Here is a 24,041-nt window from a genome sequence, read left to right as displayed (position 1 = left end):
GGCAAACGACCCGGGCGCTCGCATTCCGCAACTCTGCGAGCGCGACTCGCTCCTGCAAAGCGTGTAATGGCTGTTTATGAAAACCCCGCTGTGGTTCCCGCAAAGCTTCTTCTCCCGCACCCTCTGGCTGGTGCTGATCGTGGTGCTGTTCTCCAAGGCGCTGACCCTGGTTTATCTGCTGATGAACGAGGACGTGCTGGTGGACCGCCAGTACAGCCACGGCGTGGCCCTGACCCTGCGCGCCTATTGGGCCGCCGACGAATCCAACCGCGACCAGATCGCCGAGGCCGCCGGGCTGATCAAGGTAGTCGGCAGCGGTGTGCCGGCGGGCGAGCAGCATTGGCCCTATAGCGAGATTTATCAGCGGCAGATGCAGGCCGAATTGGGCGCCGACACTGAAGTGCGCCTGCGCATGCACGCCCCGCCGGCGCTCTGGGTGCGCGCACCGAGCTTGGGCGATGGCTGGCTGAAAGTGCCGCTGTATCCGCATCCGTTGCGGGGGCAGAAGATCTGGAGTGTGCTCGGCTGGTTCCTGGCGATCGGCCTGTTGTCCACGGCCTCGGCGTGGATCTTTGTCAGCCAGCTCAACCAGCCCCTCAAGCGCCTGGTCTATGCCGCCCGGCAACTGGGGCAGGGGCGCAGCGTGCGCCTGCCGATCAGCGATACGCCGAGCGAGATGACCGAGGTGTACCGCGCCTTCAACCAGATGGCCGAGGATGTGGAGCAGGCCGGACGCGAACGCGAGCTGATGCTGGCAGGGGTGTCCCACGACCTGCGCACGCCGTTGACTCGCCTGCGCCTGTCGCTGGAGTTGATGGGCAGCCACAACGACCTGACCGACGACATGGTCCGCGACATCGAAGACATGGACGCGATTCTCGACCAGTTCCTGGCCTTTATCCGCGACGGCCGCGACGAGTCGGTGGAGGAGGTCGATCTCAGTGACCTGGTGCGTGAAGTGGCGGCACCCTACAACCAGAACGACGAGAAGGTGCGCCTGCGCCTGGAGCCGATCCCGCCATTCCCGTTGCGCCGGGTATCGATGAAACGCCTGCTGAACAACCTGATCGGCAACGCGCTGAACCACGCGGGGACGGAAGTCGAAGTGGCGGCCTATGTGTCGGGCGACACCAGCGCGCCTTATGTGGTGCTGAGCGTGATGGACCGTGGCGCGGGCATCGACCCGTCGGAGCTGGAGGCGATCTTCAACCCCTTCACCCGCGGCGACCGTGCCCGGGGCGGCAAGGGTACCGGCCTGGGCCTGGCCATCGTCAAGCGGATCGCCTCGATGCACGGCGGCAATGTCGAACTGCGCAACCGCGCCGATGGCGGCCTGGAGGCGCGGGTGCGGTTGCCGTTGGGGTTGTTGTTGCCCAGGGATGCGGTCTGAAGGCAGCTACAAGCGGCAAGCTACAAGCCATAAGCGGCAAGTGAGGAGTCGCTTTTCTCTTGCAGCTTGCAGCTTGCAGCTAAAAGCTTGCCGCTGCCCTTAACCCTTGCCCTTGGTCCGGGTCATGTTCGGGCCACCGTTTTTCTCGATGTGCTCGATGATGATCCCCGCCACGTTCTTGCCGGTGGTGGTCTCGATACCTTCCAGGCCAGGCGAGGAATTCACTTCCATCACCAGCGGCCCGTGGTTCGAACGCAGGATATCCACGCCCGCCACGCTCAGGCCCATGACCTTGGCCGCGCGCAGGGCGGTCATGCGTTCTTCCGGGGTGATCTTGATCAGGCTGGCGCTGCCGCCACGGTGCAGGTTGGAGCGGAACTCGCCGGGCTTGGCCTGGCGTTTCATCGCGGCAATCACCTTGTCGCCGACCACGAAGCAGCGGATGTCGGCGCCGCCGGCTTCCTTGATGTACTCCTGGACCATGATGTTCTGCTTCAGGCCCATGAAGGCCTCGATCACCGACTCGGCCGCCGTGGCGGTTTCGCACAGCACCACGCCTATGCCCTGGGTGCCTTCCAGCACCTTGATCACCAGCGGCGCGCCGTTGACCATCTCGATCAGGTCGGGAATGTCGTCCGGCGAGTGGGCGAAGCCGGTCACCGGCAGGCCGATGCCGCGTCGGGACAGCAGTTGCAGGGAGCGCAGTTTGTCTCGCGAGCGGGCGATGGCGACCGACTCGTTGAGCGGGAACACACCCATCATTTCAAACTGGCGCAGCACCGCGCAGCCATAGAAGGTCACCGAGGCGCCGATCCGTGGAATCACCGCGTCGAAACCCTCCAGCGGCTTGCCGCGGTAGTGGATCTGCGGTTTGTGACTGGCAATGTTCATATAGGCGCGCAGGGTGTCGACCACCACCATTTCATGGCCACGCTCGGTGCCGGCTTCGACCAGGCGACGAGTGGAATACAGACGCGGGTTACGCGACAGCACAGCGATCTTCATGCAACACCTGTGGCAGAGGTAGTGGACACCGGGAACACCGGTTTGTCTTGAACGTATTTGATCCCCGGGTTGACCACCAACTGGCCATCGATCAGGGCTTTGGAACCGAGCAGCAGGCGATAGCGCATGGCCTTGCGGCAGGCGAGGGTGAACTCCACCCGCCAGACCCGATCGCCGAGCGCCAGGGTGGTACTGATCACGTAGCGCACCTGCGCCTGGCCGTTGGAACTCTTGATGGTTTTCATCGCCACCAGCGGCGCTTCGCAACGCCGGTGACGCAACTGCACCACGCTGCCCAGGTGCGCGTTGAAGCGCACCCACTGCTCACCGTCGCGCTCGAACGGCTCGATCTCGGTGGCATGCAGGCTGGAGGTGCTGGCGCCGGTATCGATCTTGGCGCGCAGGCCGGCGACTCCCAAATCCGGAAGCGCCACCCACTCGCGCAGACCCACGACGGTCAAATGGTCAAATGTCTTCAAATGTGCTCAACCGCTGAGGAACCCGCTCGTACCGTCAAGCGGCCGAATTCGCGGTATTCACGCAGAATAATGGGTAAAAGGCGACAGATATCTAGGCCCGGCTCCACAGCTCCCGGACGGGCTGCCGCAGAGCCTCGCATTGTAAACCGAGCCATCGCAATTCATGGCACGAGAGAAACGGTAGTACAGTTCGAAAATATTTCAGAATGAGGAAATGCCATGGCACAAAAAGCCGAAGACGACGACAAGGTCCGTCTGGATAAATGGCTGTGGGCGGCGCGCTTCTACAAGACTCGCGCCCTGGCCAAGGCCGCCATCGAAAGCGGCAAGGTGCATCACCGGGGCGAGCGCTGCAAACCGGGCAAGGAGCCGAGGATCGGCGACGAGTATGAGATACGCACCGGTTTCGACGAGCGCACCGTGGTGGTCCAGGCCCTGTCGATCGTGCGCCGTGGGGCGCCGGAGGCGCAGGCTCTCTATACGGAAACCGAAGCCAGCATCGCCAAGCGGGAAAACGCCGCCGCCCTGCGCAAGGCCGGCGCCCTGGGTGTGAGCACCGATGGCAAGCCGACCAAGAAACAGCGGCGCGACCTGTTTAAGTTCCACAGCCACGAATAAGCCCCTGTAGGAGCGAGGCTGCCCGCGATCAGTTGCGAAGCAGCGGTTGCAGCCCTCTCACTATTCCCTGGAGGGCGCATCGTCTGCATTCAATCACCGGCAAGCCGGCGCCTGCTCAGGCCGTAGCCCGCACCACGCTCAGGCGCGACAGCAACGGCAGCTTGCCCAGCAGGTTGAACAGCGGATTGGTCACCCGCAACAGGAAGTTCGAAGCCTTGGCCGCATACGGGGTGTAGTAGCCCCAGCCGAGCGCCCAGACCGCCAGCAGCACGCCGCCGATATAGTCGTCCTGGCCCCAGTGCGCGCCGGCCACCAGCCGCGGCATCATAAACAGCAGGGTCAGGCCCCAGATCACCAGGAACTGGCCGACGCCGCGGCTGAACACGCTCATGAACAGTGCCCAGATCAGCAGCACCGAAGCGTGGTCACCGGGGAAGCTCTGGCTGGAACGGTCCTTGAGCTCCCAGGTTTTTTCCCAGTGCGGGAAATAGTCGCTCATGTGCACGGCATCCTGGAGCATCATCGACGGGCTGTCGTGTTGCCAGCCCATGGCGTCGGCGAGCCTGGAGAACAACAAGCGGATAATCAGCATCAGGACCAGGATCGACAGGAAGCCGAAAAACGCCCGGCGCACGTCCACGGCCTTGAACACCCAGTCACCGCGGATCAACAGGGTCAGCAGGATCAGCCCGACTATCGCGTCAAAAGGCCTGAGGCTGGCCACGGCCCAGATATGCAGCCAGGTGGAGTTGCTCGCAAGGGGAGCATTCAGCAGGCGGAACAGCCATTCGTCGAACATTACACAAAGCATCTGCCCGCTTGGCCATAACCAGAAACCCAGCAGCGCCAGAGGGAGCAAATTGCACAACACTAGCTTGCCGAGGTTCCACCTTGCTTGGAACAAACCCGGATTGTTCATAAAATGCCTCCAATGGCAGAAAATCGCGCACCGTAACAGTGCAAAAAACGCAATTTTCATATCTTGTAACCATTTTGTCATCACTTCAGATACCCAAACCTATGACTCATTTGCCGGATACCGACTTCACCCAACGCTTCATCTTCGATGACAGCGACGCCCGCGGCGAGCTGGTGGCGTTGGAGCGCAGCTATGCCGAAGTCCTCGCCAAACACGCTTACCCGGAGCCGGTCGCGCAACTGCTCGGCGAGCTGATGGCGGCGGCCGCGCTGCTGGTCGGCACGCTGAAGTTCGATGGCTTGCTGATCCTCCAGGCCCGTTCCGAAGGCCCGGTGCCTTTGCTGATGATCGAGTGCTCCAGCGAGCGCGAGATCCGTGGTCTGGCCCGCTATGACGCGGAGCAGATCGCCCCGGACGCGACCCTGGCCGACCTGATGCCCAATGGCGTGCTGGCCCTGACCGTCGACCCGACCCACGGCCAGCGTTACCAGGGCATCGTCGACCTGGACGGCGCGACCCTGTCGGAATGCTTCACCAACTACTTCGTCATGTCCCAGCAGGTCGGTACCCGTTTCTGGCTGCACGCCGACGGTCGTCGCGCCCGTGGCCTGCTGCTGCAGCAACTGCCGGCCGACCGCCTCAAGGATGAAGAAGAACGCGCCGCCAGCTGGCAGCACATCACCGCGCTGGGCAGCACCCTGACCGCCGACGAACTGCTGAGCCTGGACAACGAAACCGTGCTCCATCGCCTCTACCACGAAGAAGCCGTGCGCCTGTTCGATGTGCAGCCGTTGCGCTTCCGTTGCAGCTGCTCGCGGGAACGCTCGGGCAATGCACTGGTCAGTCTGGGTCTGGAAGATGCGCAGAAGCTGGTGGTCGAACACGGCGGCAGCATCGAGATCGATTGCCAGTTCTGCAACGAGCGCTACCTGTTCGATGCGGCCGATATCAGCCAATTGTTCGCCGGAGCGGGTGTCGAGTCGCCGTCAGATACTCGTCACTAAAACGTTTCAGCGCAGGTAAATCACCTGTCAAGCGCCGGATTAACGCCGTTCTGACGGGAGGGCCCTACTCTTTTTGGGCTTTTCTGGCATAATCCGGCGCACTTTTTTCGCGGTAGTAGTGCACGACTTTCTACTACAAAACGTTTGGAGCACTCGGCCACTGGCCGACGGGGAACCTCATGACGCAAGCCAATAACGCCGTGTACACCGATCTGAGTGTTGATGATCTGGTCAAAGAAGCCCTGAACCGCGGTGAAGGCGAGCTTGCCGATACCGGCGCGCTGGTTGTTCGTACCGGTCACCGTACCGGCCGTTCGCCAGTCGATCGTTTCATCGTTGAAGAGCCGAGCACCCAGGACGCTATCGCCTGGGGCCCGATCAACCGCAAGTTCCCGGCCGACAAGTTCGATGCCCTGTGGGCTCGCGTCGAGGCATTCAACAACGCGCAAGAGCATTTTGTTTCCCATGTGCATGTAGGTGCTTCCGACGAGCACTACCTGGCCGTGAAGATGACCACCCAGACTGCCTGGCAGAACCTGTTTGGTCGTTGCCTGTTCATCAACCCGGCCCAGTACAACCCGGCTGGCCGTGATGAGTGGCAGGTGCTCAACGTTGCCAACTTCGAATGCGTTCCAGAGCGTGACGGCACCAACTCCGACGGTTGCGTGATCCTCAACTTCGCTCAGAAGAAAGTGCTGATCGCTGGCATGCGCTACGCCGGTGAAATGAAAAAAGCCATGTTCTCGGTGCAGAACTTCCTGCTGCCGGCCGCCGACGTGCTGCCGATGCACTGCGCCGCCAACATCGGCGAAGAGGGCGATGTGACCCTGTTCTTCGGTCTGTCCGGTACCGGCAAGACCACCCTGTCCGCCGATGAAAGCCGTTACCTGATCGGTGACGACGAGCACGGCTGGGGCGAGGGCGTGGTGTTCAACATCGAAGGCGGTTGCTATGCCAAGTGCATCGACCTGTCCGAGAAGAACGAGCCAGTGATCTGGAAAGCCATCAAGCATGGCGCAGTGCTGGAAAACGTTGTGCTGGACGACGCCAAGAAGGCTGACTACGCCGACGGCAGCCTGACCCAGAACAGCCGCGCCGCCTACCCGCTGGAGCACGTCGAGAAGCGTTCCGAGAAAAACCTCGGTGGCGAGCCGAACGCCGTGATCTTCCTGACCTGCGACCTGACCGGCGTACTGCCGCCAGTGTCGATCCTCAGCGAAGAACAAGCTGCCTACCACTTCCTGTCCGGCTATACCGCTCTGGTGGGCTCGACCGAAATGGGTTCGGGCGCTGGTATCAAGTCGACCTTCTCCACCTGCTTTGGCGCACCGTTCTTCCCGCGTCCGGCCGGCGTTTACGCAGAGCTGCTGATCAAGCGCATCCGCGGCTTCGGCTCCAAGGTCTACCTGGTCAACACCGGCTGGACCGGCGGTGGCTACGGCGTTGGCAAGCGCTTCAATATCCCGACCACCCGTGGCGTGATCGCGGCCATCCAGAGCGGCGCTCTAGTCGGTGCCGAGACCGAGCACCTGGACACCATCAACCTGGACGTGCCACTGGCCGTTCCAGGCGTCGAAACCGGCCTGCTCAACCCGCGCAACACCTGGGCTGACAAAGCCGCCTACGACGAAGCCGCCAAGGCCCTGGCCGGCCTGTTCATCGAGAACTTCAAGAAGTTCGACGTGAGCGACGCCATCAAGGCTGCTGGTCCGAAGCTGTAAGCATCGGGTAAGTGGTTCAAGAAGCCGCCCTTTGGGGCGGCTTTTTTGTGGGCGTCATTCAGTCCCGTTCAAATTCCAGGCGGCTTGTTCGAGCGGCTCAATAAGCCTGATTCGACGCGACGTGTAAGGTAAATCCTGGTGTCCTGTGCAGACAGTTCAGGGCCAATCGCCTGGCCTGAGCGAAAAAGAAAAGTCGCTCGACCAGCTCGGATTTGCCTGACAGCCAAGGTCCCCTCGCACTGGTTAACGTGAGATCCCCCGGTTGAAGACCGGGGTTTCCCAGGCGACCGAGCAAAGGACTATGGCCCGCAACAAGGATGTGCCCCAGGTATGGCAGCACCACGATGCTGACGGCGGTGGTTATCGTCGCCTGCGCGATATGACGGCGAGTGAATTGGCCGAGCGTGACGATGCGCAGCAGGGTTACGAGCAGATGCTCGCTCGCCAGCAGGCCTATGAAGAGCGGCTGGCGACTACACAGGTGGAATCGCAACCAATGCCCGTCGGTTGCGTATTTGCCAAGTCTTGCAAGCTGCCGAACGCAATCATCGACTACGTCACCCCGACGGGCTTCATACCCACTGATTCGGTGGCGAATTACGGCGCGTTGACGCTGCTGGGCGGTCGAGAGGTCGAGGCGGGTGGGTGCGTGGCCCTCAAGCGCATCAGCGGCGCGCTGCCGGCCAATCTCGGTACCTTGACCCTGGGTGGTGTCTCCGCGGCGGCTGGTACCACCGGCAGTGGCCTGGGGCTGATCTCCTCGGGCGTGGCGGCCGGTGCGTTGCTGGGGCTGGTGGCTTTGCTCGCTCCATCGAGCCTGGGTGATGGCGCGCTGTACAGCGAAGAGCAGCTACGCAATCTCAAGCAAGCTCGCACCCGGCTACGCCTGCGAGTTGAACAGCAGGCCGATGGCAGTCTCAAGGGCTACGGTTTCAACACCCAGGGGCGCCGCGAGTGGGAAATGATTCCGGTGGCTGAGTTTGAGGTTCGTGATGAGCAGCAAGTGGCCGATCTGGGGGATGGCATCACCCTTATCTGGACCCCAGCTGTGGACCCTTCGAGCACCATAGGGATACCACCGCTGGAAGCGGCGCCACAGACACCTCCGATCTGGATTTTTCCGCCGACTGAGGCGGCGGAGCGGATCATCGTGAGTCCGATTTATCCGCCGGAGTATCGGGATTTTATTCTGGTGTTTCCGGTGGGGTCTGGAGTTCAGCCGCTCTACATTGTGATCAATGCTCGGTATGAGCCAGGCACCGTCATAGGTCGGGGTACGGACGTTTCTGGCACTTGGCTTGCGGGTGCTGATGTAGGAGCGGGGGCACCGGTTCCATCTCGGATCGCAGATCAATTACGAGGGCGGAAATTCAATAGATTCGACGATTTCAGAAAGGCATTTTGGACTGCTGTAGGACGCGATACTGAGCTGCTTGGCCAGTTCAATAAGAGTAACCAAGGCAAGCTGTTAAAGGGCAGAGCGCCATTTGCCCCTAGGTCAGGACACTACGGAGAAAACTCTCGATATGAGCTACATCACATCGAGTACATAAAACATGGCGGTGCGGTCTACGATATTGAGAATCTCGGGGTGATGACACCGAAACGACACATAGAAATTCACAAGCAGGATAGAAAATGACGCTGAAAAATAGTCTTTCGGACTACTCGGAGCAGGAGTTTATTGAGTTGCTCCAACGCATCATTGGGAGTGATGAGAGTGAGGATGTAGAAAACAAACTGGTTTATCACTTCAATACGATATGCGGGCACCCGGCAGGCTCCGATCTGATTTTTTACCCAGAGGATGGGGCTGATGACTCAGCCGAGGGTATTACAAAAACAGTGAAAGAATGGCGCGCTGTCAACGGACTGCCTGGTTTCAAAAGTAGCTGACAGTTCTGTCGGGAGATTAAGAGACAGGTTTGAGTGGAGAGCCTGCAGATGACGCACGTAAAGCTGAAAAGCCAGCTGAAGGACTATACCGAGGACGAGTTCATTACCTTGCTGAACACTCTGTTCAATGGGGAAAGTGACACGGAAGCTGACTACCAGAACCTCGTCGATCACATCGATAAGATGATTCAGCATCCACGTGGAAATGGGATTCTCTTTTATCCCGACGAGGGGGTGGACGATAGTCCTGAAGGTGTAATCGGTGTCGTTAAAGCGTGGCGGGCGGCTAATGGTTTGCCTGGTTTCAAATCTGTCTGAAAAGGTTTTGCCATCCCGGCCCCTCAGCAAACTTCAGGGATTCCCGCAGCCCCCCACCTTTCCCTATGGATTAACAAGCAAACCCCCAAAAAACTGTGTATGGTGCGCGCGAAATCTGCCGGGTACCTTTGGGTGCCGACTTCATACACTTAAAGGGAATTAGGTATGCGCTTGTTTCGCGTGACTTCGATTTTTTCGTTGTGGGCATTGGCGTTTTCGGTGACGGCGCAGCAGCTGCCGGTCGAGGTGCTGAGTGCGGTGGTCAAGGACCAGAAGATCGCCGACGCCGAAGTGCTGGTGCAGCGCAATGGTGCACAGAGCGTGGTCGGTCGTACCAATGCTCAAGGCCAGGTGACCCTGACCACCGACTTCGCCGATGATCCCAGCAACCTGCTGATCATCAAGAAACCCGGCTATTCCAATCTGGTGGTCAAGTGCCCGTGCAGCGGCATGACCTACGCCATCAGCCCGGTGATGCAGAACCTCGACGGTCTGCGCGTGGTGCTGACCTGGGGCGCGACCCCCAGCGATCTCGATTCGCACATGATCTTCCCGGGCAACAACATCTACTTCCGCAACCAGCAAGGCGATGACGCCCACCTGGACGTCGACGATATCGACGGCTACGGCCCGGAAACCATCACCCTGGAAAAGAAACACTACGGCGAAAGCTATGTGTACGCGGTGCATGACTACAGTAACCAGACCCGTCCGGAGTCCCGTCAGCTTGCCGCCAGCCAGGCCAAGGTGTTCGTGTACATGGGCCAGTCGCTGGTGCGCACCTACTACGTGCCGCAGGACCGCAGCGGTAACCTGTGGACCGTGTTCCGCATGACCGGCAATGGCGACTTCCAGGACATCAACACCCTCAGCGGCGTGACCGTCGACGCGCAGGACGTGTTGAACGAAGTGTCGCCGTTGCTCGACGACAAAGTGGAAGTTGCCGCCGTTGCCGTCAGCAGCAGCGCACAAGCCGATGCGAAAACCCTGAACCGCAAGGGCGAAGAGGCTTACCACGCCGGTAACCTGCAGCAAGCCATCGACTTCTACCGTCAGGCCATCGAGCTGAACAACGGCTACGGTCAGGCCTACAGCAACCTCGGCCTGGCCTATCAGAAAGCCGGCAATACCGCCGAATCGATCTGGGCCAACCGCAAGGCCATTGCTCTGGCCAGCGGCAGCTCGGCGGCCACCGTGCGCGCCAGTTCCTACTACAACATCGCGCGTATCTACGAAGCGGCCGGCCAGTTCGCCGATGCCCTGCGTCACTATCAGTTGGCCAAGCAGCAGAAGGCCAACCCGGTGTACGACAAAGCCATCGAGCGTGTGCAAAACCGTTGATTCACGGGTGTTGATCTGACCCCCATAACGCGCCGTCCCACGGCGCGTTATGCATTTATGGAGGTTGTTATGCGGGTTCTGGTTGTTGCGTTGATGTTGTCCCTGTGGACGGCCGTTGCCCAGGCTGCCGGCCCGATGGTGTTCGCCACCATCGATCGCAGTAGCTGGCCGGGTTCGTTGGCCACGCAAGCGGGCTTCGATACCGCCTCGCGCGCGGAAATCCTGATGTTCGGCAAGGCCCTGCTGGCCAGCGAGGCGCTGGACGATGTCAGTCTCAAGCAGCGCCTGGGCGTCAAGGCGCTGGACCATCATTCGGTCGAGCAAGTGCGCGAGCGTTTCTGGATACGCCTGCTCAGCAGTTATCACAGCGCCAGCCAGGACTGTGAAGGCGCCGCCTTCTGTCCGCTGGTGCGTAACCTGGATGACTTGCGGCAACTGGCCCAGGGCTTCACCGGAACGGTCAGCCCGGCCTATGACGCGTGGGCCCAGGCGAGCCGCCAGTTTCATGAGCAGTACCTGAACGAACAGCTGCGCCTGGCGGCCTTGTTCCCGAAGATCAGCAGTGAGATCGAACGTTTCGACAGCGCCGAGCTGATGGGCGACGAGTTGGCGGACCGGCAGTTTCTGCTGACCTTCGACGACGGCCCGACGGCCGCGGGCGGCCATACCGATACGCTGGCCAATGTGCTGCGGGCCAACGATCTGCATGGCCTGTTCTTCGTGCTGGGCGAGCCGTTCCAGGCGCGTCTGCGCAAGTCCTCGCCGGCGCAAATGCGTGAGTTGTACAGCGGCCAGTGCGTTGCCTTGCATGGTTGGGCGCACAAGTCCCACAGCGCCTGGAGCGAATGGCAGCAGTCCATCACCCGTTCCGCGACCCTGGTGCGCGGCACGTTGCCGGATGATTACCAGCCGCTGTTCCGTCCGCCTTATGGTCAGCGTTCGAGTGACAGTGCGGCGTTCTTCAAGGCACAGGGCATCAAGGTGATGCTCTGGGGCATCGACTCCCAGGACTGGAGCAAGAGCCTCAGCGCCAGCGCGGCGAGCCAGCGGGTGCAGACCCTGATGCTGCTGTGGCGCCGGGGGATCATTTTGTTCCACGACATTCACAACAAGGCGCCTGCTGCAGTGCCGACGCTGATCGCCGCCAACAAGAGCAATGGCGTGAAGTGGGTGGATTGCCGCGCGACGCGGTAAGAACACGACTTTTATCGCGAGCCATCGGCTGCCTGGTGGTTCGCGATACACCCTGAAAAACTCCGCATAACCCCAGCCGGACAGCATTCTGCGCCTCCCTGTATCATCCCGTATCCTTTCTTCCCCGACCTTTTCCCGACCCTGTGCCAGTCTGCAAGGCACGTCAGCGGTCAAAGGAGTGACAGCTCATGCACGACACCCTCGAACAGGTCTTCGGTTATCCACAGTTTCGTCCCGGCCAGGAGGCGGCGGTCAGCGCGGTACTGGCCGGGCGCTCGGCGGCGGCGATCTTTCCCACGGGCTCCGGCAAGTCCCTGTGTTACCAGTTGCCGGCCTTGCTGCTGCCGCACCTGACCCTGGTGGTCTCGCCGCTGCTGGCGCTGATGCAGGACCAGCTGGCGTTCCTCCAGCGCCACGGCATCGCCGCGGCGAGCATCGATTCGGCGCAGAGCCGCGACGACGCCAACGAGGTCATGGCGCGGGCGCGCTCCGGTGAGCTGAAGATCCTGATGATCTCGGTGGAGCGCCTGAAGAACGAGCGCTTTCGCAACTTTCTGCAGCAGGTGCGGATCTCCCTGCTGGTGGTGGACGAAGCGCACTGCATCTCCGAATGGGGCCATAACTTTCGCCCCGACTACCTCAAGCTGCCGGACTATCAGCGCCAGTTCAACATTCCCCAGGCACTGCTGCTGACTGCTACCGCCACGCCCAAGGTGATCGCCGATATGCAGGCGAAATTCGCCATCGCCGAGGAGGATGTGGTGACCACCGGTTTCTATCGGCCCAACCTCAACCTGCTGGTGGAACCGGTGCGCGGCCAGGACAAGCGCCGGCGCCTGGTGCAGTGGATGAGCGAGCGTCCCGGGCAGCCGAGCATCGTCTATGTCACCTTGCAGAAAACCGCCGAGCACATTGCCGAGCATCTGAGTCGCCACGGCATCCAGGCCCAGGCTTATCACGCCGGCCTGCCCCATGAGCAGCGCGAGGCCATCCAGCGTCAGTTCATGGCGGGCCAGTCCAATTGCATCGTCGCCACCATCGCTTTCGGCATGGGCATCGACAAGAGCGACATCCGCAACGTGGTGCATTTCGACCTGCCCAAATCCATCGAAAACTACAGCCAGGAAATCGGCCGCGCCGGGCGTGATGGCCAACCTTCCGACTGCCTGGTGCTGGCTAACCGCGACAGCCTCAACGTGCTGGAAAACTTCGTCTACGGCGACACGCCGGAGCTGGAAGGTATTCGTTGTGTGCTGGACGAGTTGCAGGGCGCGGCGCCGGACGGGCAATGGGAGTTCCTGTTGGGGCCGCTGGCGGACCAGAGCAACATTCGTCAGCTGCCGCTCAAGACCTTGCTGGTGCAGTTGGAGCTGCGTGGGCTGATCGCGCCGCGTTACGCCTACTTCGCCGAATACCGCTTCAAGTTCCTCGAGGAACCGCAGGTGCTGCTGGCGCGTTTCGAGGGTGAGCGCCGAGAGTTCGTGGCGGCGATCATCGAGACCTCCAGCCGTGCCCGGACCTGGGCCACGGTGAATTTCGACGCGCTGTATCAGCAACATCAGGCCGAGCGTAACCGGGTGGTGAAGGCCCTGGACTACTTCCAGGAAAAGGGCTGGGTCGAGCTGGAAAGCAAGCAGATGACCGAGGTCTACAACCTGCTGGAGACGAGCTTCGATGCCGCGATCCTGAGCCAGCAGTTGCACGCCTATTTCAAGCAGCACGAAAGCAGCGAGATCGCGCGGATCCACGCGATGCTCGCGCTGTTCGCCACCGAGCAGTGCCTGGGGTATCGCCTGGCGCAGTATTTCGGCGATGACCAGGCACCGCAGCGGTGCGGGCATTGCTCGGTGTGTAACGGTCAGGTGGCTCGCTTGCCGGAGCCGCCAGCCTTGCCCGCGCTTGTGGATAAAAACTTCGAAGCGCTGTGCGGTGAATTTATCCACAGGCACCAACAGCACAGCGGCACGGTTCCAGGGGCGGAACGGTTGACGCGTTTCCTCTGTGGGATCAGCGTGCCGCTGTTCACCAAGCTCAAGGCGCGGTCGATCCAGGGGTTTGCGGTACTCGAGGATTACCCCTACGCCGACGTGCGCGATTGGGCTGAACATCACCTTCAGGGTTGATGCCTGCCCGATCCATCCGCTGAATGCCGCTCATCACAGGAATAAATTTCAAAAATACCCTGGGCCTGATTATGGTGGTTTGCGTCTTCGAGCCACCTACAAGGGAGCCACTATGAGCCAGATCGACATTCAGCGCGCCGCAGTGATCGGTGCCGGGACCATGGGCCGCGGGATAGTGATGTGCCTGGCCAATGCCGGGGTTGCGGTGCAGTGGGTGGACAACAATCCGCAGATGCTTGAACAGGCGCTGACAGCGGTGACCGAGACTTATGCGCACAACGTGCGTCAGGGTCGGATCGATCAGGCAGAGGCCGACGCGCGCCGGGCCCGGGTAAGCGCGGTAGCGGATTATCCGGCGATCCGCGATGTGGACCTGGTGATCGAGGCGGTCTACGAAAACCTCGAGCTGAAGCAGAAAATCTTCCGCGAGCTCGATGACCTGCTCCAGCCGCGGGCGATCCTTGCCAGCAATACTTCGGCGCTGGATATCGACGCCATCGCCGCAGTCACCCGGCGACCGCGGCAGGTGCTGGGCCTGCATTTCTTCAGCCCGGCGCACATCATGAAGCTGCTGGAAATCGTGCGCGGCGCCGCGACCGCACCGCAGGTGCTCGAGGCCGCGCTGGCGCTGGGCGAACGCATGGGCAAGGTCAGTGTGGTGTCTGGCAACTGCCCTGGATTCATCGGCAATCGCATGTTGCGCACCTATGTGCTGGAGGCGCGCAAGATGCTGCTGGAAGGCGCTTTCCCTTATCAGATGGATGCCGCATTGCAGGGCTTCGGTTTTGCCATGGGCCCGTTCCGCATGTATGACGTGGTTGGCATCGACCTGGAGTGGCGCGCCCGGCAACTGGCCGGCAAGGGCCAGGAGGCGCACGAAGTGCAGGTGGATAATCGCCTGTGCGAAGCGGGCCGGTTCGGCCAGAAGAGTGGCAACGGCTATTACCACTACGAGCCCGGCAGTCGCCAGGCCGAGCACGATGTGCAGGTCGATGCTCTGGTTCAGGAGGTCAGCGAAGGCCTGGGCTACCGTCGTCGCGATGTTGGCCTCGAGGAAATCCTCGAACGCTGCCTGCTGGCGCTGGTCAACGAAGGTGCGAAGATCCTCGAGGAAGGCATCGCCGGCTCGGCACAGGATATCGACCTGGTGTACCTCAACGGTTATGGCTTCCCGGCGGACAAGGGCGGGCCGATGAGTTGGGCGGACCGGCAGGGGCTGGTGGCAATCCAGAAAGACTTGCTGCGGCTGCAAGCCGAGTTGGGCGCGCATTGGAAGCCGGCGCGGTTGATTGACGAGCTGGTGCAGGCTGGCAAAGGGTTTGCCGATCACCGGGCCATCGGTTGAAATAGTCGATCGCCTGACCGACCACAGCAGGGTCGCCTTCCAGACACCTCACCTCCGAGAACCCGCCAATGACCGACCGCATGCCGCAACGCACCGACTACTGCCACTTCCAGCCCATCATCACGCGTTGGCACGACAACGATGTGTACGGTCATGTGAATAACGTCACCTACTACAGCTTCTTCGACACGGCAGTGAACACCTACCTGATCGAAGAGGGCGGCCTGGATATCCATGACGGCGAGGTGGTGGGTTTCGTGGTGAGTTCGGCCTGCGATTACTTTGCCTCGATCGCTTTTCCCGAGCGCATCGAGATCGGCCTGCGCGTCGGCAAGCTGGGCAACAGTTCGGTGCAGTATGAGTTGGCGGTGTTCAAGGCGGGGGAAAGCGATGCCTGCGCGGCGGGGCGCTTCGTGCATGTGTTCGTCGATCGGGCATCAAACCAGCCGGTGGGGATTCCCGCCGGGCTGCGTGCAGCGCTGGAACGCTTGCTGATGTAAGGCACAAAAAAAAACCGCAGCCTTCGCAGGTTGTGTGAAAGCTGCTGCGTTCGGCAATCCTGCGTTAAAAACAGGCTCGGAATGCTCATTTAGGCCCCTAAACTCCGCTTCCTCGCCTGTTTTTGCCTTGTCTTGCCTTCACTCGCGACGCTTTCACACAGCCTGCTTCGGCGGCTCCTGGGGGTTCATCCCGGGGGTGATGAACCCTGTCTGGCAGGAGCTGCCGTCAGGCTGCGGTCTTTGTGTCAGCGGGCTGCGACCGTTTCAGGTCTTAGTCGCGCCAGTGACGCTTGTGCTTGCGATGCCCGTAGGCATGGCCACGACCCGGGTGGCCGTCGCGATAGTAGCGACGATCGTCGTAGTCGCGATCACGGTAGCGGCGATCGTCACGATCGCTGGAGTTGCCCAGGTGGTTACCCAGCGCGCCGCCGACGCCACCGCCCGCCGCTGCGCCGATCAGGCTGCCAGTGGTGCCCCCCATGCTGCGACCGACCACGTTACCGCCGGCTGCGCCCAGCGCACCTCCGATAGCGGCTTCGCCACGGCTGCGTCTGTCGGCACCCACGGCACTACCGCCCGCGCCGCCCAGGGCCGCACCGATGGTCGAACCGGTGCTACCACCAATCGACTGACCGACGACCGAGCCTAGAACCCCGCCCAATGCGCCGCCCACACCTGCTTCTGTGGTGCCGCCGGCAGAGGCGATGCCGCTGACCAGGCCAAGGGACAACAAGAGAATCGAGGAGAACTTCATAGAGGAGCCTCAAAGGGATGACGGCGCGATCCTGAGGCTGTATTGAGGCGCTTACAATCAAAATCCGACGAATAGCACGAGTTGTACACAATCTCGTAACTTATTGTTTTTAGTAGGGAACTTATCCCGTTTTTGCGAGTCTTTAGCTACTTGGAAAAGGCCGCTTCTGGATGGAAACGGCCTTTTTTGTGCCTGCGATTTGGTTGGCGCTGGTACATCTCGCGGATCGTAGCCGCTGCCGCAGGCTGCGATAAGGCGCATAGCGCCTTCCAGCGCCCTCAAGAACAACGCTTCCTGCGGAGACGAGCAGCCTGCGGCAGCGGCTACAGGGCCAATGAGTTCGCCGATCAGGCCGACCGGGCCATGATCAAGCCGCTGTCGCTGGCCGCCTCCAGGCGGATCGCGACGAACTTCGAGGTCGGGGTGTAGCTGCCGTCCCCGATGCTTTCCAGCGGCACCAGCGGGTTCACCTCCGGGTAGTAGGCCGCGGCCTGCCCCGCCGGAATGTCGAAGGCCAGCAGGGTGAAACTCTTGACCCGGCGTTCGCGGCCGTCATCCCACAACGAAACGATGTCGGCTTTCTGCCCCGGCTTGAAGCCCAGGCGGATGATGTCGGCTTCGTTGACGAACAGCACGTCACGCTGGCCCTTCACGCCACGATAGCGGTCGTCCAGGCCATAGATGGTGGTGTTGTACTGATCGTGGGAACGCATCGACTGCATGATCAGGTCCGGCAACTGCCCGGTGGCGCGGGTGCGCTCATGCACCAGATCCTTGGGCAGCAGGTTCGGGCGGAAATTGGCGCGGCCCGACGGGGTGTTCCAGCGCCGCGCGCCGGCCGAGTTGCCAAGGTAGAAGCCGCCAGGGTTTTTCACCCGCTCGTTGAAGTCCTTGAAGCCGGGAATGGTGTCGGCGATCAGGTCGCGGATGCGGCTGTAATCGGCCACCAGCCAGTTCCAGTCCACCGGGTGGCTGCCCAGGGTAGCGGCGGCGATGCCGGCGAGGATCGACGGCTCTGAACGCATCTGCGGTGACAGTGGCTGCAACTGGCCGTTGGAGGCGTGGACCATGCTGAAGGAGTCTTCCACGGTCACTGCTTGCGCGCCTTCGCTTTGCAGGTCGATGTCGGTGCGGCCCAGGCACGGCAGGATCAGTGCCTCCCTGCCGTGGGCCAGGTGGCTGCGGTTGAGCTTGGTGCTGATCTGCACGGTCAGGTCGCAGTTGCGCAGGGCCTGGAAGGTCCGCGGGCTGTCCGGGGTGGCCTGGGCGAAGTTGCCGCCCAGCCCGATGAAGACTTTCGAACGGCCTTCGAGCATGGCGTGGATCGCCTCGACCACGTTATGGCCGTTCTCGCGCGGCACCTTGAACTGGAAGCGTCGCTCCAGGGCGTCGAGGAAGGCCACCGGCGGCTGTTCGTTGATACCCATGGTGCGGTCGCCCTGCACATTGCTGTGGCCACGCACCGGGCACAGGCCGGCGCCCGGACGGCCGATGTTGCCGCGCAGCAGCATCAGGTTGGCGATTTCCTGGATGGTCGGCACCGAATGGCGATGCTGGGTGATGCCCATGGCCCAGCACATGATCACGTTCTTGCCCTTGGCGTACATGCGCGCCGCGCGCTCGATCTCCACCAGGGTCAGGCCGGACTGCTCGACGATCTCGTCCCATGGGGTGTCGTCGATGACGCTCAGGTAATCCAGCACGGCGGCGGTGTGTTCATTGAGGAAGTCGTGATCGAACACCGCCGGCGCGCCAGTCTTCTGGGCGTCGCGTTCCCATTGCAGGAGGAACTTGGCCATGCCGCGCACCACCGCCATGTCGCCGCCCAGGGCTGGGCGGAAGTAGGCGGTATTGGTCGGCTTGTTGCCGTTGGTGAGCATTTCGATCGGGTGCTGCGGATGCTGGAAGCGTTCCAGGCCGCGCTCTTTCAGCGGGTTGATGCAGACCACCTGGGCTCCGCGTTTCACTGCTTCGCGCAGCGGCTCGAGCATCCGTGGGTGGTTGGTGCCGGGGTTCTGGCCCCAGACGAAAATCGCATCGGAGTGCTCGAAGTCGTCGAAGGTCACGGTGCCTTTGCCGACGCCGACGCTTTGCGCCAGGGCCACGCCGCTGGCCTCGTGGCACATGTTCGAGCAGTCGGGGAAATTGTTGGTGCCATAGGCGCGCACGAACAGCTGGTACAGGTACGCCGCTTCGTTGCTGGCCCGGCCCGAGGTGTAGAACTCGGCCATGTCCGGGCTGGGCAGCGCTTGCAGGTGCTTGCCGATCAGGGCGAAGGCCGCTTCCCAGCTGATGGGCTTATAGCGATCGGTCTCGGCGTCGTAGCTCAGGGGCTCGGTCAGGCGACCCTGGTATTCGAGCCAGTAGTCGCTCTGCTCCAGCAGCGAGCTGACACTGTGCCTGGCGAAGAACTTGCCATCCACGCGGCGTTTGGTGGCTTCCCAGTTCACCGCCTTGGCGCCGTTCTCGCAGAACTTGACCATGCCGCTTTCCGGCGAGTCGCCCCAGGCGCAGCCCGGGCAGTCGAAACCGCCGTTCTGGTTGGTCTTGAGCATCATGCGGATGTTCTTCAGTGCGTTGTCACTCGTCAGCCAGGCCTGGGCGACGCTGATGAGCGCGCCCCAGCCGCCGGCCGGGCCCTTGTAGGGCTTGTAGCGCGGGGTGGGTGTCTGGTCGGCTTGATGATGAGTGGTCACGCTTGTTTCTCCATCGCAGGGCTATAGACCCGTGGCGCACTTTTTTGTGGCAGGTGAATGAGGTTGAGGTTGTGCCGGCGTGCCCATTGCAGGGCCAGGCCGGTGGGCGCCGACAGGCTGACCAGGGTCTGGATGCCGGCACGCAGGACTTTCTGGATCAGTTCCAGGCTGCAACGGCTGGTGACGATGGCCACGCCGCCGGCAGTAGGTATGTTCTGGCGGATCAACGCACCGATCAGCTTGTCCAGCGCGTTGTGCCGGCCGATATCTTCACGGCCCAGCAGCAGCTCGCCCTGGGCGTTCATGAACACCGCCGCATGCACTGCGCCGGAGTGCTGGCCCAGGGGCTGGAAGGCGCTGATGCGCTGGCGCAGGCCATCGAGCCATTGGGCCGGCGGCAACGGCGCGCCGGGTAGCACCTTGAGGTCCGGCAGGGCCTGCTCCACGGCTTCCACGCCGCACAGGCCGCAACCGCTGGTACCGGCCAGTTGCCGGCGTTGCTGCTTGAGGTTCCAGAAGGCGCGGCTTGAGATCTGTACCTGGGCGTACTGGGCCGAACCGCTGCCGCTCAGTTGCAGGTCGTAGATGTCCGAGGCGTCGCCGATGATGCCGCTGCCGAGGCTGAAGCCGACGATGAAGTCTTCCAGGTCGCTGGGGGTGACCAGCATCACGGCCTGGCTGATGCCGTTATAGGCGATCGCCAGCGCGACTTCCTCGGCGAGCGCGGTGCTGGCCGATTCCGTGTGGTCGAGGTTGCTGTAGCGGTAGTTCTGACTGGCGGCGGGCGCGGGCGTTTTCGCAGTGGGCGTCGCGCAAGCCGGGCGCTGGGGTTTCATGGGGCATCACCGGCGGAATATCCAGCCCTAAGACTAAGCGCGTCAAAGTGTCGCGTCTAATTGCTAGTACTGATGTGCCGATAGATGCCGTCGATCAAGGCTCGCTCGGTGATTTCTGCTGCAGGGCAAAGCACGCCTCGGCGAGGGCCGAGCGCGGTGCACTGCGGCGCATGATCAGGCCCAGGTGCGCCAGGGTGTTGGCGTCTGCTATGGGTTGCAGGCGCAGGTGTTCGGTGAGGGCTTCCAGGCCGCCGTCCAACGGCATGATCGCGCAGCACAGGCCGCCATGTACGGCTTGCAGCAGTTGATGCACGGCATCGGTCTGCAGCAGCGGTTGTGGGGTGAGGCCGCGGCTGTGGAAGTTATGGTCGATGGACTGGCGAAAATGCATGCCGCTGGTCAGCATGCCCAGCGGCAGTTCGATCACGGCCTCCCAGCTCAGGGGCTGCTCGCCGAAGCTGAAGAAGCGTTGGTCGTAGAGCAGGCCCATGCGGGTTTCGCCGAGGGCCAGGGATTCGAAGCGTTCGCTGTCCAGGCGCTCCAGGTAGGAAACGCCGATATCCAGGCGATTGCTCGCCAGCTGTTCGAGGATCTGCTCGGAACTCAGCGCCGACAACTCGAAGCGCACGTTCGGGTGCGCCTGGTGCAGGCGCTGCATCAGTGGCAGCGGGTCGAAGCTCGACAGCGGCACCACCCCCAGGCGCAGGGTACCGACCAGATTGCCGCGACAGGCGGCCGCCTCGGCCTGCAGCCCGTCATAGGCGGCCAGCACGCTGCGGGCCCAGGCCAGCACCCGTTCCCCGGGGGCGGTGAACCCTTCGAAACGCTGGCCGCGGTTGACCAGCGGCAGCTCGAGTTCTTCCTCGAGGTTGCGCAAGCGCATGGACAGGGTCGGCTGGGTGATGTGGCAGCGCGCGGCGGCCTGGCCGAAGTGGCGGGTTTCGTCGAGAGCGATGAGGAATTTCAGCTGTTTGATGTCCATCTTCGCTTCCTGGGCGCGGGGGGAGGCGATTCTAGCGTGCTTGCCGTGCACAGAGTCATTGGTCGATTTTGAACCTCGTCTCTGAAGGCTGGTCTAGTCTTTCGCGTCTGGACCTATTAAACCCAAGGAGTGTGCACCATGAGTATTTTTAGCTTTGTGAAAGAAGCGGGCGAAAAGCTTATCGATTTGTTGACGCCGGGTAACGCCAATGCGAGCGAACAGTTGAAGGAGCACATCGCCAAGGTCGGCCTGGGTAACCCCAACGTCCAGGCTACCGTGGAAGGCGACAAGGTCATCGTGACCGGCGAAGTGGCCAGTCAGGAAGAGAAGGAAAAGATTCTGCTGGCCGTGGGCAACATCGAAGGCGTCGGCAGCGTCGACGACCAGATCACCGTCACCGGTCCTGTGGCGGCTGCCGCGCGTTTTGTCACCGTGAAAAAAGGCGACACCCTCAGCGCCATTTCCAAGGCCGTGTACGGCGACGCCAACAAGTACAACAAAATCTTCGAGGCCAACAAGCCGCTGCTGTCGCACCCGGACAAGATCTATCCGGGCCAGGTACTGCGCATTCCCGAGTAATGCTCGGCCTGTAGCCGCTGCCGAAGGCTGCGATAAGGTCCGAAGGACCTTCAGCGATCAACATCGCTGCGACCGTTCCACGGTCGATCGCAGCCTGCGGCAGCGGCTACAGGATTGCTCTACAGCCCCTCGATCAATTCTCGATAATCTCCCAGCGCGGCAAACTCCGCCGTGTCTTTCGGCCCCTTGCGGCTGTCCGGTTCACTCACCGCCAACAGATGGGCCACACCGAAATCCCGCGCGCTGCGCAGGATCGGCAGGGTGTCGTCGATAAACAGGCTGCGTGCCGGATCGAAGTCGATATCCGCTTGCAGCGCGTCCCAGAACTGCGGGTTCTCCTTGGCGAAACCGTAATCGTGGGAACTGATCAAACGTTCGAAGTAGGGCGCCAGCTCTACTTTTTCCAACTTCAATGACAACGAGTCGCGGTGGGCATTGGTGATCAGCACCACGCGCTTTCCTGCCTGCTTGATTGCCGCAAGAAAGGTATCGGCGTCCGGGCGCAGGGAGATCAGGTGGGCGGTCTCCAGCTTCAGTTCGCGCACCGGCAACTTCAGTTCGGCGCTCCAGAAGTCCAGGCAATACCACTGCAATTGTCCGGCGTTACGCTCGAACAGCGGCTGCAGTTCCATTTCCGCCATGGCGCGGCTGACGCCATGCAGCTCGGCGTAGCGCTGGGGCAGGTGCTCCATCCAGAAGTGGTTGTCGTAGTGCAGGTCCAGCAAGGTACCGTCCATATCCAGCAGAACGGTATCGATGTCGCGCCAGGGCAGTGAAGGCATGGAGAACGTCTCGAACGGTAGAAAGATATCCGACACAAACAATCGGGAAAGCCGCGTTATAGTAGCGCGTTCACGCCAAGGAGCCTTTGTATGCGCCAGAAACCCACCGTACTCGCCCGCGAGATCGTCGCCACCAGCCGTCTGTTTTGCGTCGAAGCGGTGCAGTTGCGCTTTTCCAACGGTGTGGAGCGCACCTACGAGCGTCTGGTGGGCAAGGGCGCGGGCTACGGCGCGGTGATGATCGTGGCGATGCTCGATGCCGATCATGCGGTGCTGGTCGAGGAATATTGCGGCGGCACCGACGCCTATGAGCTGTCCCTGCCCAAGGGCCTGATCGAGCCCGGCGAGGATGTGCTGGCGGCCGCCGAACGTGAGCTCAAGGAGGAGGCCGGTTTTGGCGCGCGGCAGTTGGAGCATCTGACCGAGCTGTCGTTGTCCCCCGGCTACATGAGCCAGAAGATCCAGGTGGTGCTGGCCACCGACCTCTACGAAGAACGGCTGGAGGGCGATGAGCCCGAGCCGATGCGCGTGGACAAGATCAACCTGCGCGAGCTGTCGAGCCTGGCGCAGAACCCGCAATTCACCGAGGGCCGCGCCCTGGCCGCGCTGTACCTGGCCCGCGACCTGCTGACCCAGCGCGGCGCCTTTCAAGCATGAGCGAACAACCGATGAATTTTCCCCACCCATTGCTGGCGCCAGTGATCGACCTGGCCTTGAAGGCCGGCGAGGCGATCCTGCCGTTCTGGCGCGCCAACGTCGCCATCACCAGCAAGGCCGACGAGTCGCCGGTGACCGCGGCCGATCTGGCGGCGCACCACCTGATCGTGCAAGGCCTGACCGCGCTGGATCCGAGCATCCCGGTGCTTTCCGAAGAAGACGCCGATATCCCTCGGGACGTGCGTGCCGGCTGGCAGCGCTGGTGGCTGGTGGACCCGCTGGACGGCACCAAGGAATTCATCTCTGGCAGTGAAGAGTTCACCGTCAATATCGCCCTGATCGAACAGGGGCGGGTGGTGTTCGGCGTGGTGTCGATGCCGACCAGCGGTCGCTGCTATTTCGGCGGCGCCGGCCTCGGGTCCTGGCGCGCGGACAAGGGCGAGGCGCCGGTGGCGATCCACGTGCGTGACAGCCTGACGGCGGGCGAAGCCTTCACCGTGGTCGCCAGCCGTCGGCATACCAGTCCCGAGCAGGAACGTCTGCTGGCTGGCCTGAGCGCGACCCTGGGCGAGTTGCAGCTGGCGAACATCGGCAGCTCGTTGAAGTTCTGCCTGTTGGCCGAAGGCGCGGCGGATTGTTATCCACGGCTGGCGCCGACTTCGCAGTGGGACACCGCGGCGGCCCAAGGCGTGCTGGAGGGCGCTGGAGGCGAGGTGCTGGATCTGAGTGGCGAGCCGTTCTGCTACCCGGCGCGGGAGTCGCTGCTCAATGGCTTCTTCCTGGCGCTGCCGGCCAAGGCCGCATGGCGTGGGCGCTTGCTGGAGCTGGCGCGAGGCTGATCTTTGTAGCCGCTGGCGCAGCCTGCGATCGGCTGCGCAGCAGTCGTAAACCGGTCCGCGCGG

At 62.2% G+C, this 24,041-nt stretch carries 23 protein-coding genes; 15 read left to right on the top strand and 8 right to left on the bottom strand.

The window, feature by feature from the left end:
• Positions 1 to 76 precede the first annotated feature (76 nt).
• Positions 77 to 1,390: an ATP-binding protein gene (locus NRG23_RS17760; protein ID WP_009041700.1), complete on the top strand. Its 1,314-nt coding sequence runs from the start codon at positions 77 to 79 to the stop codon at positions 1,388 to 1,390.
• A gap of 99 nt (positions 1,391 to 1,489) precedes the next feature.
• Here the strand turns inward: NRG23_RS17760 and rimK are convergent, their stop codons facing one another.
• Both rimK and NRG23_RS17750 read right to left on the bottom strand, forming a co-directional pair.
• The gene (gene rimK, locus NRG23_RS17755; protein WP_007931744.1) at positions 1,490 to 2,395 is read right to left on the bottom strand and encodes a 30S ribosomal protein S6--L-glutamate ligase; all 906 of its coding nucleotides are present in this window, start codon (positions 2,393 to 2,395) and stop codon (positions 1,490 to 1,492) included.
• Complete coding sequence (locus NRG23_RS17750; protein WP_007931742.1) at positions 2,392 to 2,874, bottom strand: ATP-dependent zinc protease; 483 nt, start codon at positions 2,872 to 2,874, stop codon at positions 2,392 to 2,394. The genes rimK and NRG23_RS17750 overlap by 4 nt, the downstream gene beginning before the upstream one ends.
• 219 nt (positions 2,875 to 3,093) lie before the next feature.
• On the opposite strand from NRG23_RS17750, the gene NRG23_RS17745 reads away from it, so the two are divergent.
• Positions 3,094 to 3,492, top strand: a complete 399-nt coding sequence (locus NRG23_RS17745) for an RNA-binding S4 domain-containing protein (RefSeq protein WP_009046461.1) — start codon at positions 3,094 to 3,096, stop codon at positions 3,490 to 3,492.
• A gap of 115 nt (positions 3,493 to 3,607) precedes the next feature.
• On the opposite strand, the gene NRG23_RS17740 is transcribed toward NRG23_RS17745, so the two are convergent.
• Entirely contained in the window at positions 3,608 to 4,411 is an 804-nt protein-coding gene (locus NRG23_RS17740) for a phosphatase PAP2 family protein (RefSeq protein WP_028683842.1), read from the bottom strand.
• 101 nt (positions 4,412 to 4,512) lie between these two features.
• Between NRG23_RS17740 and hslO the strand changes: the two genes are divergently transcribed.
• The 10 genes from hslO to NRG23_RS17690 all read left to right on the top strand — a co-directional run bounded on the left by hslO (position 4,513) and on the right by NRG23_RS17690 (position 15,853).
• A complete protein-coding gene (hslO, locus tag NRG23_RS17735; RefSeq protein WP_007931739.1) occupies positions 4,513 to 5,415 on the top strand; it encodes an Hsp33 family molecular chaperone HslO in 903 nt (300 codons plus the stop codon).
• A 179-nt stretch (positions 5,416 to 5,594) separates the two neighbouring features.
• Complete coding sequence (locus NRG23_RS17730; protein ID WP_009046463.1) at positions 5,595 to 7,136, top strand: phosphoenolpyruvate carboxykinase; 1,542 nt, start codon at positions 5,595 to 5,597, stop codon at positions 7,134 to 7,136.
• Positions 7,137 to 7,437: 301 nt separating this feature from the next.
• Positions 7,438 to 8,778, top strand: a complete 1,341-nt coding sequence (locus NRG23_RS17725) for an S-type pyocin domain-containing protein (protein WP_257371480.1) — start codon at positions 7,438 to 7,440, stop codon at positions 8,776 to 8,778.
• Positions 8,775 to 9,032 (top strand): bacteriocin immunity protein, encoded by a 258-nt coding sequence (locus NRG23_RS17720; protein ID WP_198919626.1) that lies wholly within the window; start codon positions 8,775 to 8,777, stop codon positions 9,030 to 9,032. The genes NRG23_RS17725 and NRG23_RS17720 overlap by 4 nt, the downstream gene beginning before the upstream one ends.
• A gap of 48 nt (positions 9,033 to 9,080) precedes the next feature.
• Positions 9,081 to 9,350: a bacteriocin immunity protein gene (locus NRG23_RS17715; RefSeq protein ID WP_198919627.1), complete on the top strand. Its 270-nt coding sequence runs from the start codon at positions 9,081 to 9,083 to the stop codon at positions 9,348 to 9,350.
• Positions 9,351 to 9,515: 165 nt separating this feature from the next.
• Positions 9,516 to 10,691: a tetratricopeptide repeat protein gene (locus tag NRG23_RS17710; RefSeq protein ID WP_016702570.1), complete on the top strand. Its 1,176-nt coding sequence runs from the start codon at positions 9,516 to 9,518 to the stop codon at positions 10,689 to 10,691.
• A 69-nt stretch (positions 10,692 to 10,760) separates the two neighbouring features.
• On the top strand, positions 10,761 to 11,885 hold the full coding sequence (locus NRG23_RS17705; RefSeq protein WP_009046469.1) for a polysaccharide deacetylase family protein: 1,125 nt from the start codon (positions 10,761 to 10,763) through the stop codon (positions 11,883 to 11,885).
• 188 nt (positions 11,886 to 12,073) lie between these two features.
• Positions 12,074 to 14,008, top strand: a complete 1,935-nt coding sequence (locus NRG23_RS17700; RefSeq protein WP_257371479.1) for an ATP-dependent DNA helicase RecQ — start codon at positions 12,074 to 12,076, stop codon at positions 14,006 to 14,008.
• Positions 14,009 to 14,120: 112 nt separating this feature from the next.
• Positions 14,121 to 15,353, top strand: a complete 1,233-nt coding sequence (locus NRG23_RS17695) for a 3-hydroxyacyl-CoA dehydrogenase (protein ID WP_257371478.1) — start codon at positions 14,121 to 14,123, stop codon at positions 15,351 to 15,353.
• A gap of 68 nt (positions 15,354 to 15,421) precedes the next feature.
• Positions 15,422 to 15,853 carry a thioesterase family protein gene (locus tag NRG23_RS17690; RefSeq protein WP_257371477.1) on the top strand — a complete coding sequence of 144 codons (432 nt, stop codon included), beginning with the start codon at positions 15,422 to 15,424 and terminating at the stop codon, positions 15,851 to 15,853.
• A 271-nt stretch (positions 15,854 to 16,124) separates the two neighbouring features.
• Here NRG23_RS17690 and NRG23_RS17685 read toward each other — a convergent pair whose 3' ends face one another.
• From NRG23_RS17685 to NRG23_RS17670, 4 genes are all read right to left on the bottom strand, one after another.
• Positions 16,125 to 16,607, bottom strand: coding sequence for a glycine zipper domain-containing protein (locus tag NRG23_RS17685; protein ID WP_009046473.1), 483 nt, complete (start codon positions 16,605 to 16,607; stop codon positions 16,125 to 16,127).
• Positions 16,608 to 16,954: 347 nt separating this feature from the next.
• Positions 16,955 to 19,303, bottom strand: coding sequence for an FdhF/YdeP family oxidoreductase (locus NRG23_RS17680; protein WP_257371476.1), 2,349 nt, complete (start codon positions 19,301 to 19,303; stop codon positions 16,955 to 16,957).
• Positions 19,300 to 20,139: a formate dehydrogenase accessory sulfurtransferase FdhD gene (gene fdhD, locus NRG23_RS17675; protein WP_009046475.1), complete on the bottom strand. Its 840-nt coding sequence runs from the start codon at positions 20,137 to 20,139 to the stop codon at positions 19,300 to 19,302. Before fdhD ends, NRG23_RS17680 begins: the two co-directional genes overlap by 4 nt.
• Positions 20,140 to 20,233: 94 nt before the next feature.
• The gene (locus tag NRG23_RS17670) at positions 20,234 to 21,121 is read right to left on the bottom strand and encodes a LysR family transcriptional regulator (RefSeq protein ID WP_009046476.1); all 888 of its coding nucleotides are present in this window, start codon (positions 21,119 to 21,121) and stop codon (positions 20,234 to 20,236) included.
• 138 nt (positions 21,122 to 21,259) lie between these two features.
• Here NRG23_RS17670 and lysM point away from each other — a divergent pair, with 138 nt between their 5' ends.
• Positions 21,260 to 21,700, top strand: coding sequence for a peptidoglycan-binding protein LysM (gene lysM, locus NRG23_RS17665; RefSeq protein WP_009046477.1), 441 nt, complete (start codon positions 21,260 to 21,262; stop codon positions 21,698 to 21,700).
• A gap of 119 nt (positions 21,701 to 21,819) precedes the next feature.
• Here the strand turns inward: lysM and yrfG are convergent, their stop codons facing one another.
• On the bottom strand, positions 21,820 to 22,482 hold the full coding sequence (gene yrfG, locus NRG23_RS17660) for a GMP/IMP nucleotidase (RefSeq protein ID WP_009046478.1): 663 nt from the start codon (positions 22,480 to 22,482) through the stop codon (positions 21,820 to 21,822).
• Positions 22,483 to 22,572: 90 nt separating this feature from the next.
• Between yrfG and nudE the strand changes: the two genes are divergently transcribed.
• Together nudE and cysQ are read left to right on the top strand one after the other, a co-directional pair.
• On the top strand, positions 22,573 to 23,139 hold the full coding sequence (nudE, locus tag NRG23_RS17655; protein ID WP_007931715.1) for an ADP compounds hydrolase NudE: 567 nt from the start codon (positions 22,573 to 22,575) through the stop codon (positions 23,137 to 23,139).
• A gap of 11 nt (positions 23,140 to 23,150) precedes the next feature.
• Positions 23,151 to 23,978, top strand: a complete 828-nt coding sequence (cysQ, locus tag NRG23_RS17650; RefSeq protein WP_053268030.1) for a 3'(2'),5'-bisphosphate nucleotidase CysQ — start codon at positions 23,151 to 23,153, stop codon at positions 23,976 to 23,978.
• The last annotated feature ends 63 nt before the right edge of the window (positions 23,979 to 24,041 follow it).

Origin of the sequence: Pseudomonas sp. T8 (genome assembly GCF_024610635.1) — a bacterium.
Taxonomy (GTDB): Bacteria; Pseudomonadota; Gammaproteobacteria; order Pseudomonadales; family Pseudomonadaceae; genus Aquipseudomonas; species Aquipseudomonas chlororaphis_I.
This window is presented reverse-complemented; position numbering and strand designations above follow the sequence as displayed.